The sequence below is a fragment of the uncultured Thiodictyon sp. genome (genome assembly GCF_903828115.1).
Classification (GTDB): Bacteria; Pseudomonadota; Gammaproteobacteria; order Chromatiales; family Chromatiaceae; genus Thiodictyon.
Window position 1 is genome coordinate 1 of sequence record NZ_CAIKKU010000890.1, and the last position, 14,168, is coordinate 14,168.

At 69.5% G+C, this 14,168-nt stretch carries 14 protein-coding genes and 1 pseudogene; 10 read left to right on the plus strand and 5 right to left on the minus strand.

Annotated elements, in window-relative coordinates:
• From QZY48_RS33700 to QZY48_RS33735, 8 genes and pseudogenes are all read left to right on the plus strand, one after another.
• A partial coding sequence (locus QZY48_RS33700) for a 6-carboxytetrahydropterin synthase (RefSeq protein ID WP_295439017.1) occupies window positions 1–285 on the plus strand: 285 nt, incomplete at its 5' end.
• Window positions 286–374: 89 nt separating this feature from the next.
• Window positions 375–1,355: a glycosyltransferase family 4 protein gene (locus tag QZY48_RS33705; protein WP_295439018.1), complete on the plus strand. Its 981-nt coding sequence runs from the start codon at window positions 375–377 to the stop codon at window positions 1,353–1,355.
• On the plus strand, window positions 1,348–2,274 hold the full coding sequence (locus tag QZY48_RS33710; RefSeq protein WP_295439021.1) for a class I SAM-dependent methyltransferase: 927 nt from the start codon (window positions 1,348–1,350) through the stop codon (window positions 2,272–2,274). Before QZY48_RS33705 ends, QZY48_RS33710 begins: the two co-directional genes overlap by 8 nt.
• A 123-nt stretch (window positions 2,275–2,397) precedes the next feature.
• Window positions 2,398–2,955 carry a cytochrome b gene (locus QZY48_RS33715; RefSeq protein ID WP_295439023.1) on the plus strand — a complete coding sequence of 186 codons (558 nt, stop codon included), beginning with the start codon at window positions 2,398–2,400 and terminating at the stop codon, window positions 2,953–2,955.
• A gap of 140 nt (window positions 2,956–3,095) precedes the next feature.
• On the plus strand, window positions 3,096–4,070 hold the full coding sequence (locus tag QZY48_RS33720; RefSeq protein WP_295439025.1) for a RibD family protein: 975 nt from the start codon (window positions 3,096–3,098) through the stop codon (window positions 4,068–4,070).
• Window positions 4,067–4,804, plus strand: a complete 738-nt coding sequence (locus QZY48_RS33725; protein WP_295439027.1) for a CDP-alcohol phosphatidyltransferase family protein — start codon at window positions 4,067–4,069, stop codon at window positions 4,802–4,804. Before QZY48_RS33720 ends, QZY48_RS33725 begins: the two co-directional genes overlap by 4 nt.
• An 84-nt stretch (window positions 4,805–4,888) precedes the next feature.
• On the plus strand, window positions 4,889–6,706 hold the full coding sequence (locus tag QZY48_RS33730; RefSeq protein WP_295439029.1) for a sulfatase-like hydrolase/transferase: 1,818 nt from the start codon (window positions 4,889–4,891) through the stop codon (window positions 6,704–6,706).
• Window positions 6,703–7,257 (plus strand): annotated as a pseudogene (locus QZY48_RS33735) (NAD(P)H-binding protein); the annotation flags it as partial. The gene QZY48_RS33730 and the pseudogene QZY48_RS33735, both read left to right, overlap by 4 nt.
• Before the next feature lie 279 nt (window positions 7,258–7,536).
• Here the strand turns inward: QZY48_RS33735 and QZY48_RS33740 are convergent.
• The 4 genes from QZY48_RS33740 to QZY48_RS33755 all read right to left on the minus strand — a co-directional run bounded on the left by QZY48_RS33740 (window position 7,537) and on the right by QZY48_RS33755 (window position 10,937).
• Window positions 7,537–8,397 carry a nucleotidyl transferase AbiEii/AbiGii toxin family protein gene (locus tag QZY48_RS33740; protein WP_295439031.1) on the minus strand — a complete coding sequence of 287 codons (861 nt, stop codon included), beginning with the start codon at window positions 8,395–8,397 and terminating at the stop codon, window positions 7,537–7,539.
• Window positions 8,398–9,264 carry a hypothetical protein gene (locus tag QZY48_RS33745; protein ID WP_295439033.1) on the minus strand — a complete coding sequence of 289 codons (867 nt, stop codon included), beginning with the start codon at window positions 9,262–9,264 and terminating at the stop codon, window positions 8,398–8,400.
• A 346-nt stretch (window positions 9,265–9,610) separates the two neighbouring features.
• Window positions 9,611–9,799: a CPXCG motif-containing cysteine-rich protein gene (locus QZY48_RS33750; protein ID WP_295439043.1), complete on the minus strand. Its 189-nt coding sequence runs from the start codon at window positions 9,797–9,799 to the stop codon at window positions 9,611–9,613.
• 157 nt (window positions 9,800–9,956) lie between these two features.
• On the minus strand, window positions 9,957–10,937 hold the full coding sequence (locus tag QZY48_RS33755) for a tyrosine-type recombinase/integrase (protein ID WP_295439035.1): 981 nt from the start codon (window positions 10,935–10,937) through the stop codon (window positions 9,957–9,959).
• A gap of 204 nt (window positions 10,938–11,141) precedes the next feature.
• On the opposite strand from QZY48_RS33755, the gene QZY48_RS33760 reads away from it, so the two are divergent.
• Entirely contained in the window at window positions 11,142–12,173 is a 1,032-nt protein-coding gene (locus tag QZY48_RS33760; protein ID WP_295439037.1) for a DNA-binding protein, read from the plus strand.
• Window positions 12,174–12,210: 37 nt separating this feature from the next.
• On the opposite strand, the gene QZY48_RS33765 is transcribed toward QZY48_RS33760, so the two are convergent.
• Window positions 12,211–12,912 carry a glutathione S-transferase family protein gene (locus tag QZY48_RS33765; RefSeq protein WP_295439039.1) on the minus strand — a complete coding sequence of 234 codons (702 nt, stop codon included), beginning with the start codon at window positions 12,910–12,912 and terminating at the stop codon, window positions 12,211–12,213.
• Window positions 12,913–13,218: 306 nt separating this feature from the next.
• Here QZY48_RS33765 and QZY48_RS33770 point away from each other — a divergent pair, with 306 nt between their 5' ends.
• Window positions 13,219–13,689 (plus strand): hypothetical protein, encoded by a 471-nt coding sequence (locus QZY48_RS33770; protein ID WP_295439041.1) that lies wholly within the window; start codon window positions 13,219–13,221, stop codon window positions 13,687–13,689.
• Window positions 13,690–14,168: the final 479 nt, after the last annotated feature.

A 14,168-nucleotide genomic window follows, 5' to 3' on the forward strand; every position in this document is an offset into this window, starting at 1 on the left:
CCGGAACTGGACCAGGACAACCTGGTGGTCGATATCGGCCTCGCCAGCCAAGCCCTGCGCGCGGTCCTGGCGACCTTCGACTACCGCAACCTGGACGAGCACCCGGATCTTCGGGGCCAGAACACCACCACCGAATTCATGGCACGGCAGATCTTCGAGGGCATGGTCGCGCGCATCCGCGCCGGTGAGCTGGGCGATGCCGCCCGGGGCCTCGGCTCCCTGCGGGTGGTCCTGCGCGAGTCGCACCTCGCCTGGGCCGCTTACGAATCGGAGCTGCCGGCCTGAACCCGCGCCCCGCGGAGCGCCGGCCCCTGTGGTTCCTGATCCCCGGGGACCTCGACACCCCCACCGGGGGCTATGGCTACGACCGGCGCATGATGGCCGGCCTGGCCGGGCTGGGCTGGCGGGTAGAGCATCGTGCCTTGGACGCGAGCTTTCCGGTGCCGACCCAAGCTGCCCTGAGGCAGACCGAAGCGGTCCTTGCGTCCATCCCCGATGCGGCCCTCGCCGTCGTGGACGGGCTCGCGTTCGGCGCACTCCCCGAGCTGGCGCAGACGCAGGGCGAGCGGCTCCGGCTCGTGGCCCTGGTCCACCACCCCCTGGCCGAGGAGACCGGGGTCCCGCCCGACCGGGCCGCGGCGCTGCGCCAATCCGAGACCCGCGCCCTGGCCCAGGCCCGGCGGGTCCTGGTCACCAGCGGCTTCACCGCGCGGTTGCTCGCGGCGTACGGGGTGTCGGCAGGGCGCATCCGGGTGGTGGAGCCCGGGACGGACCCGGCACCGGCGGCCCTGGGCTCGCCGGATGGTCAGCCGCGCCTCCTGAGCGTCGGTGCCCTGGTCCCGCGCAAGGGCCATGATGTCCTGCTGCGGGCGCTGGCGGAGGTTGCCGACCTCCCCTGGGGACTCGACTGCGTCGGCGCCAGCGACCGGGACCCCGCATGGTCCGGCACCCTGCCGCGGTTGCGCGACGACCTGGGGTTGCGCGAGCGGGTGCGCTTCTGCGGGGTCCTCACGCGGCGGGAGCTCAATCGGCGCTATGCGCAGGCCGACCTCTTCGTGCTGGCCAGCCGGTTTGAAGGGTACGGGATGGTCTTTGCGGAGGCCCTCGCCCGGGGTGTGCCGATTCTGGCTGCCCGGTCCGGCGCGGTGCCCGAGACTGTCCCTCCGGGGGCCGGCGTCCTGGTCCAGCCGGATGACCCCGCGGCCCTCGCCGCGGCGCTGCGGGGGCTGCTGACGGATGCGGGCCTGCGCCGGCGGCTCGCCGCCGGGTCCCGCGCCGCCGGTCTGCGGCTCCCGACCTGGCCGCAGGCCGCCGCCGCCTTCGCTGCCGCCTGCGAGGAGGTCCGGCGTGGGTGACTTCAGCGCGGACTGGCTGGCCCTGCGCGAGGCGGCCGATACCCGCGCGCGCTGCGCGCACCTGGTGCAGCGCCTTGCCGGTTGGCTGTCGCAGCGAGCGGCACAGGCCGGCAATCCGACCGCACCCCTGACCGTGCTGGACCTGGGCTGCGGCGCCGGGGCGAATCTGCGCTATCTGGCCCCACGGCTTTCGCCCTGCCTGAACGTGCCACAGCGCTGGATCTGTCTGGACCGGGACCGGGAGTTGCTCGCCGCCCTGCCGCGCCGGACTGCCGAGTGGGCGGGCGGCCTGGGCCTGCCGACTGCTGCGCAGGCCGACGGGCTGCGCATCCAGGGGCCAGCGGCTCCCTGGGAGATTCACACCCGGACGTTCGATCTGGCGCGCGGTGCCGATGCCATCGACCTCGACCGCGGGACCCTGGTGAGCGCCTCAGCGCTGTTGGACCTCGTCTCCGAGCCCTGGCTCGCGGGTCTGATCGGGCGCTGTCATGCCGCCCGTGCGCCCCTGCTGCTGGCCTTGACCTACGACGGTCGGGTGGTCATCGAGCCTGGGCACCCCCTCGACCAGCGCGTCATCGGCCTCGTCAACACCCACCAACGTCGGGACAAGGGGTTTGGTCCCGCCCTCGGGCCCGGCGCGACCGTACGGCTGGCCCAGTTGGCGGAGGCGATGGGGTTTTCGGTGGAGCTGGCGGATAGCGACTGGCTGCTCGACCCTAATGAGACCGCGATCCAGTCGGCCCTGACGGAGGGCTGGGCCGCCGCCGCGTTGGAACAGGCCGACGCGCACCCGGGCTCGCAGCGCAAGGCGCTGAAGGCCTCCATCCAACAGTGGCGAGCGGTCCGACAGGCCGCGATCGATGGCCGCCGCTCGCGCATACGGGTGGGTCACCAGGACGCCCTGCTGCTGCCCAAATGATCTCGAAGGCGCTGCCGGGTTCCGGCAGCCGGGAGCGGTGAAGGTTGAAAGCCGCAAACCGGTAACCAGTTATGGCACTGGGTGTTTAGCCGAGTGCGCTGCGTGGGCCAACGAGGTGGAATCATGATCGAGACCGACCGCTACGCCCTGGTGCAGCGCCTGTTGCACTGGCTGATCGTCATCCTGGTGCTGGGCGTCCTGGGGATCGGCATGACCCTGGGATTCCTCGGCTTCGATGGGGTCAAGGAGACCTTCGGCGGCGCAGCAACCAACGCCCTCTACGCTTACCACAAGACCTTCGGCGTCATGATCCTGGCCCTGATGATCCTGCGCCTCGCGCTCAGGGTCAGCCTCGGCGCGCCACCCTATCGGCCGCCCCTAACGACGTCTGAGCACGTCGCCAGCCGCGCCGTCCATGGCCTCTTCTACGTCGCCCTGGTGGCCATGCCGGTCATCGGTTGGCTCGCCACGGCGGCGGGCGGCTACCCGGTGCAATTCTTCGGTTGGACCCTGCCTGGAATCATCGGCAAGGACCAGGCGCTCAGCGAGACCCTGTTCTTTGTCCACGGTGTGGTCGGCTGGGCGATCCTCGGTCTGATCGTCCTGCACGTCGCCGGCGCGCTGCGACACTGGCTGATCAAGCGTGACCGGGTGATGGCGCGGATGAGCCTGTTCGGCTGAGCCGGTCACTGGGCCTGGCGCTACCGCCTGCTGCAAAGTGTGAAACCAACCATGCCCATCACCACTGCGCCGGACTATTCCCGCCGGAGGAGTCGACCTGCAGACCGGCCCCACGGGCGGCTGCTACGTCAGGACCACTAATGCAGCCAGCCCGCCTTGCCCCCTTACCCCAGCCCGCGCACCCGCGGGGTGAAACGGTCGCCTGGTCGGCCATCCTGGCCGCCTTCCGCCTGGCGCGCTCAGGTCCCCTGCCGCCCCGGACGACCGCCTTCGCCGCTGCCGCGGCGGGGCTGCGGACGGTGGAGATGGACAGCCGCGACGCGCTCTTGCGCTGGTGCCCCAGCGACGGCTGGGCCGCGGCACCGGGGTGCCCGGCCGGGATCCGGGACCTGCTGGATCTCTATCTGCCGGTCCTGCCGCAGGAGACCCATCCAACCCTCACGGTTGGTCACCTGGGGCAGAGCCTGGACGGCTATATCGCCACCAGCCGGGGCGATTCCTGCTTCGTCACCGGCCCCGCGAACATCCTGCATCTGCACCGCATGCGGGCCCTGTGCGACGCGGTCCTGGTCGGGGCGGAAACCGTCGCTGCCGACGACCCGCAGTTGACCACCCGGCTGGTCCCCGGCGCTAGCCCGGTGCGCGTGGTGCTTGACCCCAGCCGTCGGCTTGGCGTGGACCGGCGGGTATTCGGCGACGGCGCCGCACCGACCCTGGTGGTCTGTGAAGACGGACTGACCGGATCCGGCCGTCACGGTCAGGCCGACGTGATCGGGGCTCCAGCGCTGGACGGGCGCCTGGAGCTTCGCCCCCTGTTGGCGCAGCTGCATCGGCGCGGGCTGCGCCGGGTCTTCATCGAGGGGGGAGGGATCGCCGTCTCCGCCTTCCTGCGTGCCGGACTCCTGGATCGGTTACAGGTCACGGTGGCACCGCTGCTCATCGGCGAGGGGCGCCGCGGGGTAACCCTCCCCGCCACGACGTCCCTGGGTGATTGTATGCGCCCCCCTTGCCGCATCTTCCGCATGGGGGAGGACATCCTGTTCGATTGCGAGCCAAGGCGGATCAGGCGGGAGGGCGAGTGGGACTGCGAGGCCCCGATCACTCGGGTTCGTTGAGCGCGGGGCTCACTGGCAGCGCCGTGCGCAACGGCCTCGCCGGGCTGTTGCTGCTCATCGCGCTCGGGTCGGGTCTGGACCCCGCGCTCGGCCTTGGCGACGCTTTCCTCATCAAGTCGCTCGCGGCTTTCGGGCTGGTCCTGGCCATCATGGCCGCCTTCCTGCCCCTGCACCGGCCGCATGTGCGCTGCGGCCCGGCCAATCAGGTGACCCTGGTGCGCGCCGTCCTCACGGCCCTGCTGGCTGGCCTGGTGGGGGAGGTCGGAACTGCGGCGGTGGCCTGGACGGCCCTGATGCTGGCCCTGGCAGCCGCGGGACTCGATGGGGTGGACGGACACCTGGCGCGGCGCTTGGGTTGGGCGAGCCCCTTCGGCGCGCGCTTCGACATGGAGGTGGACGCCTTGCTGGTGGCGGTGCTGGCGATCCTCTTGTGGTCCCTGGACAAGGCCGGGCCCTGGGTGCTGGCCGCGGGGTTGCTGCGCTACCTGTTCGTGGCGGCGGGTTACCGGTGGCCCATGCTGCGGTACCCCTTGCCCCCCAGTCGGCGGCGGCAGGCGATCTGCGTGGTTCAGGTGCTGACGCTCACCCTGGCCCTGGCGCCGCTCCCGCCCCCGGTTTGGAGTGCGGCGGTGGCGGCCGTCGGGTTGGCGTTGCTCTGTTACTCGTTCGCCGTCGACACCCTCTGGCTCGCCCGGCAGGCGGGCCTGGACCCGCCCACCGGGGGCACGCCATGACCCCGCGGGACCCACCGCACTTGCACCAGCGCGGCCGGGACCCAGGCGGGGTGGGCGCTGCGCTCGACAGTAGAGCAGCGATCGATGCCGGATCGCGGTAGCGCGCAGGCCAGTTCCCAACCGCGGCGGCCGGCCTTATGGCGCCGGCTGGCCCTGGTTGCCGCGCTCGTGCTGCTCAACACCGCCTTGAGCTTCCAGAACCACTGGCCGACCCCCTGGGTGGAAGTCCGCCGCGAGTTGTCCGCGGAGATCGCCCTGTTGGTGCTGGCGCTTGCACTGGGTGCGCGGGTCTGGGGCCCGCCCTCCCGGCGCCTGCTGGCCGGGCTCGCCGTGCTCCTCACCCTGCTGGCGGTCGGGCGCTACGCCGCGGTCACCGCCCCGGCCCTCTACGGCCGCCCCATCAATCTCTTCTGGGACGCCCGGCACCTGCCCGGGGTGGCGGCCATGCTGATCGAGGCGGCGCCCGTGCCCCTGGTGCTCGGCGGCGTGCTTGGTCTGGCGCTCCTGTTGGGGATCGTCTATGCGCTGTTGCGCTGGGCCCTGCGGCAGGTCGGTGCTGCGGTCGGCCAGCCCGCCCCGCGCCGGGTCCTGACGGTGCTCTGCGGTGCCGTGGCCGCCGCCTGGCTGGCCGGGGTGCTGAGCCCGCGCGTGGATTGGGAGCACGCCTTCTCGCTCCCGGTGACCAAGACCTATGCCCAGCAGGCCGCCTTCGTGATCGAGGCCCTGGGGGCGGGGCCGCGCGCGCTGCCGCCGAGTCCGCCGCTGCAGTCGGACCTGGCGCGGGTGCAGGGCGCCCATGTCGTGATGGTGTTTGCCGAGTCCTACGGCGCGGTGACCTACGATCAGCCGCGCCTCGCCCGGGCCCTGGCCGCCAGCCGGGCCGACCTGGCGGGCGCGGTGGCGCAGACGGGGCGCGGGGTGGTCTCGGCCTTCGTCCGCTCCCCAACCTTCGGGGGCAGTTCCTGGCTCGCCCACGCCAGCCTCCTTTGCGGTGTGGAGGTGGCCGAAGGCGCTGACTACGACCTACTGCTCGCCCAGCGGCGGGAGACGCTTGTCCACCGCTTCGCCCGCGCCGGCTACCGCACCCTGGCGGTCATGCCGGGGCTGCGCCAGCCCTGGCCCGAGGGGGCCTTCTATGGATACGCGACGATCCTGGGTGCATCGGCCCTGGACTATCGGGGTCCTGCCCTGGGTTGGTGGCGCATCCCGGACCAGTTCGCCCTGGCCCGACTGGATGCCGACCTGACCAACGCGGACGGCCGGCCCCGCCTTGCGGTCTTTCCCACCATCAACTCCCACATCCCCTTCAGTCCTACCCCGCCCTACCAGCCGGACTGGGGGCGCCTGCTGACCTCAAATCCCTTCGAGCCCGCGCAAATCACCGCGGCCCTTGCGCAACGGCCCGACCTCACCGACCTCAGTGCGGCTTATGCGGATTCGCTCGCTTACCTGTTCAAGGTGCTGGCGGGCTGGCTGCGCCTGAGGCCGGACCTGGACTTGGTGCTGCTGGTGCTGGGGGACCATCAGCCGGCGGCCGCGGTGAGCGGCGAGGGTGCAACCTGGGAGGTCCCGGTGCACCTGATCACGGGGCGCACGGCAGTGCGCGACGCCCTGGTCGCGCAGGGCTTCACCCCCGGACTCAGGCCGCGGCGGCCGGCGCTAGGCGGCCTGCCGGAGCTGACGGGAATGCTGTTGCGCGCCTTCGACTCAGGCCGGTCGGTCCCAGCCATGGATCCCGGGATGACCGCAGCGCCGGACGCAGAGGTCGCCGAACCCGGCGTTCTTGGGGCGACCGGCGAGCACGGACCGGACCGCGGCAGGGTCCAGCCGGCGCGGCGAACGGAGCCGCCGGCAGGCAGCGCTACAACACCAACCCAGCGAGCCCCGGTATCCGCACCATGAACGATCGCCCCGAGTCCCGCCCCCGCCTCCGCCTCGTCTTCGGGGCCAGCGGCTACCTTGGCACCCATCTTGATCCCAGGCTCCTGGCGGCGGGGGTGCCGGTGCGAGTCTTCTCCCGCCAACCCCAGGTGCCGGAGGCGCGGGGCTGGCGCGGCGCGGTGGTGGCGGACGCCTTGGACCCCGAGAACCTTCCTGTCGCCTTGGCGGGCGTCGGAATCGCCTACTACCTGGCCCACTCCATGGGCGCAGGCCGCAACTTCGGCCAATTGGACCTGCGGGCCGCGGCCCATTTCGCTGCCGCGGCGGCGAGGGCCGGCGTGGAGCGGGTCTGCTACCTGGGCGGCCTGGTTCCCAAAGACGCAGATGCCGAGCACAGCGTCTCCCGCCGGGAGACCGGCGACGTGCTGCGCCGCGGGCCGGTACCGGTGACCGAGATTCGCGTCGGCATCATCGTCGGCCCAGGTTCGGCCGCCTTCGAGGTGATGCGCGATCTGGTCTATCACCTGCCGGTCATGGTCACGCCGCGCTGGGTGAGGGCCAAATCGTCGCCCGCCCTGCCCAACCAACGCCGGGCCCACCGCGTCGGAGCGGGCGGCAAGGTGGGTCAGGTCAGGCCCCATGTTTCTGCAGGTCGGTAGCCGCGGGCGCGCCCGCGGCCACGGCCCCGGGGGTGACCTTGCGCCCGCGGCCCTGACCTCGCCCGACGCGTGTGCGTTTGATTGTCAGACCCCGTTTCCGACTGCCTCGCGGCCGACCGCGGTCGCCCAACCGGCCCGTCGGCCAGCCGCGGCACGCACGAGAACAGCAAAAAAATGACGGTGCGCCAGAAATCACTCCGGTCCCCAAGGCAAGGACCGGTAGAAGGCTTCGACGACACCATAGACCGGGTCGAAGTCCGGCAGCTCGCCCTCAATCTCGCTGGCCAGGTTTTTGTACTCGGCCCGCGAGCGGCGGATGATCTCCGGGTTGGCCATGGCGCCGGAGCTGACTTCAAGATCCCGCGCCCGCGCCTTCGCGATCAGGCGCTCCAGAATCCTCGCCCGGGTCAGCGGCTCGTTGCGGAACGGATGTTCAATCAGTAGGTAGTGCAGGTCGTAGATGTCCTGGCGCCGAACCCGGTTGCGGACCTCCTGTTGCAGGAGCGCCCGCAACTTCTCCGCCACCATCTCGACCAGGCTGTAGGTCCGGATGACGTGGCCCTCCTCCAGCTCGAACAGGTCGGTCTCGCCGACCGGCTCGTTGAGGCTGTAGTCGAGCCGGATCGTCGTCGCCACCCGGCCGGTCAGCAGGCGCTTGTGGGCACTGCGGTCATCCTTGTAGGCGTAGCCGAGGCTCACCTGGATGGTCGGGAAGGTTGCGTCGGCCCGTGGTGGGCTTTGCTTGCAACGCTGGACCCGGCAATCCAGACCATACCCCAGTTGCTCGACGGCGTCGGTCAGGCTCTGCTCCAGTACCCCACGAAAGGCCACAAGGTCGAAATCGCGCAAGCGGATGTCGGTCGAGAAGTCGATGTCCGCGGTGTGGCGCTGGCTGCGGTAGCGCAGCGCCAGCAGCACCCCGCCCTTCATGACCATGGCGGTCTGGAGCTCGGGCGTTCCGGATACGGCCGTGAGGATCGTATGCACGGCCTGGCGGAAGGGACCGTAGTCCGGATTCTGGGCGACCCATTCCCGGATCGCGATCTTCTCCATTCACGCCTCCTCGGCCTCGTCAATGTTGATGGACAGACACCAGGTCTCGGAGAACCGCGGGCTGTAGCCGGTCTGGGCGTAGAGTTTCCGGGAACCGCCCCGCTGGGCGAAGGTCCGCCAGACATCGAAGGTCGGATGGGTCAAATTGAGACGCTCGGCCAGGACGTAGCCTGCCCGTACCTTGTCGATAGTGGTCCCATGGCGGTCGATCTCGTCGACGATGAGGCGCAGATAGCGCGGCGCCTGCTCGGCGAAGAGGTCCAGCACGTGGTAGATGCCGCCGCACAGAGCGGGTTCGCGGAGCATGTCGAGAAAGGTCCGCCCGATGGTGGCGACGCGGCGCGGCTTGCCCTGCACGGTCACATAGGCCCCGGGGTCACACTGCACGCTCGTGTGCATGCTCACGATCTTGCGCTGGATCTTGTCGAGCCGCAGGCGGCGTAGCGGCGGCAGTCCCGCTTGGAGATAGCTCGCGAGGCCCGCGGCCCCCAGATCCTTCTGCATCCTCTCGGTGGCCAGTCGGCCCCACTGGGGCTGCGGCAAGGAGGTCACGAACAGCAGCTTGGGCAGGCGGTCGGTGAGACCGTGGTACTCCATGGCGCTCAGGTGCGAGAGGTAACAGAAGGGGTCGACACAGCAGATGATGTCCTCCGCCGCCGCTTGATCCTGACCCAGCACGACCAACACGTCCTTGTTGGGGACATCCTTGGTGCGCTGGAGGATGCCGTCCGTCACCAGGCCGCCGAGCAGCCGGGTGTAGTCGGCGCGTTCTGGAAGCGCTTGCTGAAGTTGGCCGAGGGCTTCGCCGCGGTAAGTCTTCGTCTGGTACAGGCGAAACACCAGGCTACCCAGCTGGTAGTCGGTCATGACCGGCTGGTGAAGGCGGCCGATTTCCAGGGCGATGGCGGTGCGAAGCTCCACTTGGATGATTTATGATACTAGGTCTATATGTCCTGAGGACATATAGACCTAGTATTTAGAAATGTCAAGATTTAGTCGGCGAGGACCGCTGGCGCTGGATTGCCGGCAGTCCGGCAGGCTGCGTCCTCGCCACCCGACCGCGGCTGTTCGGCCTCTTGGTGACCCTTACGGCACCGATCGCCATGCCGCCCCAACAGGCCCACGCCGTCCTGTATGACGGCCGGCTTGCCAACGCCAGCAACAGGCTTAACTCCTGGTGCGAGTTGGAGGTGCGTATCTCTTGTGCTGCTGGTCAGTCATCGTCGCGGTTGGTCGTCAGGCGGGTCAGGTCGCCCGCGCCGTCCACCTCGGCCTGGAATTCGATCGGGCGGCAGCAGACCGGGCAGTCCTCGATGTAGCACTGGCTGCCGGCGGAGCAGTCCACCAGGGTAGCGAACTCCTCACCGCAGTAGGGGCATTCAACGCTTCGATCGTCCAGCATCGCCAGCTCCGCGTGGGGGGACAAGGACAGAAACAGGTCCGGCATGGCTCACCGGGCTGCCGGTGTGGGTCGCTCGCCGCGGCGCGGGTCCCGACCGATGAACTGGATGCCGAGCACCGACGCTTCAAGCATGTCGGGGACTGGTCGCGCGCTGGCGTCAGGTCGTCTCCCGCTCCGCCACCAGCGTGGTCGCTGGCCCCTCCCCTGCCAGGCCCTGCTCGATGCGGTGACGGCCGAAGGCGTCGGCCCGCTCGATGTAGCGCATGGCCGAGGCGGGGTCCTTCCAGCCTACGTACTCCATCAGGTCCTTGACGTCCCACTGGTGGGCGTTGGCCCAGGTCGCGAAGCCGCGGCGCAGGGAGTGGCCGCTGTAACGGTCGGGTTCGGCCACGCCCGCATCGGTGAAACGTTTGCGCAGCACGGGCACCAGACTGTTCGGGTGGAAGCCGGTCGTACCCAGGTGCCCGTCCGGGCCGATGCGCCGGAAAACCGGTCCATCGGTCAGGCCCGCCGCGCCGATCCAAGCGACGTAGGCCGCGACCGGGCACAGGCGCGACAGCGCCGCAACCTTGAAGGTGGTGCCCTGCGCGTGCCGATCGGTCTTGGTGCGGGGCAGGTAGAGGGTCATCCCCTCCCCGGGCGCCGCCTCAATGTCCTGTATGCACAGGCGGCTCAACTCGTCGCTGCGAAAGGCGCGCCAGAAACCGAGCAGGATCAAGGCCCGGTCCCGCGTGGCGCGCAACCATCCCGCCCGCTCGCCGGGCGCGCTCGCCCGGGCGATCTCCGCCGCAAGCCAGGCGTCGATGCGCGTCAGTTCCGCGAGCGGCAACGGCAGAGCGCGCTGCGCGCGGGCGGGGTGCAGTGCACCGATCCCTTTGAGCACCCGACGCACCAGGGGTGCCTTGGTCGGATCGACAAACCCCTGATCGCGATGCCACTGGGCGAGCGCGGCCAGGCGCAGCTTGAGCGTATTGAGCGCCAGCGACGCGGCGTGCTCAGCCAGATAGCGGGCAACCGCCTCAGCGGTGGCCGGCAGGAAGCCGCCCCAGGTCTCCTCGAAGTGGCGCACCGCCGAGGCGTAGCTGCGGCGGGTGTTGGCCCGCTCGGCAGCGGCGAGGTAGCGCTCAATCTCGGCCATGGTCGGTGGCGGTTGGTCCTGCGGGGGTGGCCAGGGCGGCGGGGTCGTACCGCAAGCGGGCTGGACGGGGCGGTTCTCGCTGGCTGGATGGAAGAACATCGTATTATCGCATACGGCAGAGAACCCGGCGCCGTCGGGGCGCCAGCGTCATGATAGGATTTAATCCCGCAGTATGTCATACGGTATCTTATTCACGGAGCCCCGATGGCCCGCACTGGCATCTCCAAATATCTGGTGCAACAGGCCCGCGACGCGGTGGTCGCCCGCGGCGAGCACCCCTCAATCGACGCGGTCCGGGTGGAATTGGGCAACACCGGTTCCAAGAGCACCATCCACCGTTACCTCCAAGAACTCGCGCACGCCGAAGGCGCGCGCCTGGATGACGAGCAACTGCTGAGCGCGACGCTGCGCACCGCGGTCGCCGGACTGTCGCGTCAACTGCACGCGCAGGCGTGCGCCTTGGTGGAGAGCGCCGAGTCGCGCCATTCGGCCGAGGTGAGCGCACTGCGCGCCGACAGCGTGCGCCTGCAACGGGCCCTCGCCGACGTCCAGGCGCAGGCCGGGCAGCTCGGCGAGGCGCTCGCCAGCGAGCGCGCTGCCCATGCCGCGACCCACGAGGCCTTGCAGGCGGAACGGGTCCACGGCGCGGCGCTCGGCAACGAGAACGGGGCCCTCGGACTGCGGCTCGCGGAGCACGTTGGGCACATTCAATCCCTGGAGGATAAGCACCGGCACGCGCGCGACGCCCTGGAGCACTACCGGCAATCGGTGAAGGACCAGCGGGATCTTGACCAGCGCCGCCACGAGACCCAGGTGCAGCAGGTCCAGGCGGAGTTGCGCCAACACGCCCAGACCCTGGTCGCCAAACAGGACGAGGTGACGCATCTGAGCCACGACAACGCCCGCCTGGCCGCCGAACTGACCGAGGCCCGCCGTGAACTGCGCGCGGCGCAGCAGACGCTACGCGAGACCCAGCGGGCCCGGGACGACCTCGTCGCCGTGCAGGCGCGCCTGGAGGCCGCCCACGCAACGCTGACCGAGCAACTGATGCTCGCCGAGGCCGCGCGCCAGGCGTTGGTTGCCGAGGAGCGCGCGTTACAGACGCGGGCCGCCACACAGGAGGCCAGCGCCCGCGGGCTCCAGGCGCGGCTCGACGCGCAGGAGTCTCTTTACACGGACCTTACGCGGCGACTCGACGGTCTGGACCTGCGCTCCGCCGCGGGGCCGCGGTCGTAGCCACTGACCCTAACTGGCGGTCCTTGCCCCCAGGCCATCAATTCTGGGGGGCGCCGACGATCGCATGGATGTCACGGCAGTGGCGGACGAGCGTTTCATGCTCATCGACGAATCGCTTTAAGGGTGTCGCGATTTCGTAGAAATGGATGTTGGCAGTGAAGCCATAGATGTTGGCGTCGATGCTGGTGGGCGTGTCGCCATGTGCGTAGCCATGGGTCGGAATAAGATCGCCGAGCACCGCCAGATCGGCCAGTCCGCGTGCTATCGCGTCATCGGGTTCGTAACGACCGATGCCTTGGAAGTAGTAGCGCTGGCGGTTGAATTCCTTGGCCTTGAGTAGATCGTCGTCGGTCAGGCTCGGGTGTTCGCGTTTCAGTGCCGAGCTGAAAGCGGGCCAGTACCGCTCGTCCTGCCAGCGTGAATATGACATAACCCAGTAAAGATCGTCCAGCATGCGGGTAATCAGCAGGTTCGTGTTGCGCTGCGAGCGGGTGAGTGCGGCATCAATGGTCAGGCCATGCTTGCGGATGAGATAGGCAATGATGGTTTCGCTGTCACCAACCACCTCGCCGTCATCGACGAGGTAGGGGAGTTGGCCGCGCGGCGCCGGCGATGAGTCGAAGATGTGCACCTGCTCGAATGGCATCCCGGCGAGCCGCAGGAATGCGTAAACCTTCAGCCCATAGGGATTGTTGTCGGCCACACCGAACAGCGACGGGAAAGAATAAAGCGTCAGCATCGGGCATTCTCCGTGATAGAGTCAGGTCGCGATGGCAATGGACGATGGCGTGATTGAACCGGGCGGTCATGGTGCCCTGCGCAGTCGGTGAGCGGGTCGTTGCTCTCTGCACCCAGCTGCGCCCTTGATCGCTACAAGCCAAGGGGCGTCGGCCGCGGCGAGGGCGACGCCCCACCACCACTGTTCTGCACGCCGCGGCACCCGGGCTGAGCCAGGCGATTGTCTTACCACGTAAAATGTTGGGTCTCCCCCACGCAGGCCCTCGCAATGGCGGCAGACGGGGCCATCATGGCGTAGGATAGGCCCATGAAAACCGCCGTGCTCGTCGCCCTCCTCCTGTGCTGCGGACTGCTCGCCGCCGCCCCGCTGCAGGTCGGTTCCCCACTGCCTACCCTGACGCTGAAGGACCAGCACGATGCGCCTCAGACCATCGCCGCCGACACGCGCTATCTGATCTTCGTCGCCGAACGCGCCCCCGCGGCGCTGGCCGAAACCGCCCTCGACGGCCAGACCATAACCACACTGGCGAGCGCGCACATACGCTACGTGGCCGACATCAGCGCCATGCCAGGGATCATTACCACGGTCATCGCGCTGCCGAAGATGCGCAAGCGGCCCTACCCGATGCTGTTGGGGCGCAGTGCTGCGGAGACGGCCATGCTGCCGCGCGAGCCGGCCAAGGTGACGCTGATCGAGGCGCAGGGTGGGATCATCACGACCGTGCAGTTCATCGCCGACGCCGTTACCTTACGCGCAGCGCTGAGGCTTACGCCTTAGTGGGAAGAGTACAGCGACGCTGGCCACCAGCCCCAACGCTCAGTCGGCGCGCTGGCCAGGGCGGCGGCGCACATTGGGTACGGTGAATCGCGTGTCCTCAATCGGACGCGAACTGCGATCAAGACGCGGCGGACGAATGCCCCGCGGTGAACTGGTCGCGCGGATTGACGCCGGCCGGCGGGACCCGACCAGCGCCACGCTCGTCACTGAAGCGGTCTGCCGGTAACCCGGTCGGTTGCGGCCGGCGACCGTCGACCTACATTTGTGGGTCGCCACATCGCGTCGGCGCACAAAAAAGGCGGCTCGCGCCGCCTTCGTCAGATCCGCCGAGCCCATCGTCAGCCGCCGCCAAAGCCACCCAGGGCGTAGGGCACGAGGGGAACCAGGCAGATGGCGACAGCCATCCACAAGGCGGTGTTGGTCTTGGAGCGCAGGGTCGCGTCACTCATGGCAGTAACCTCAAGTCAGATGGCTGGGCC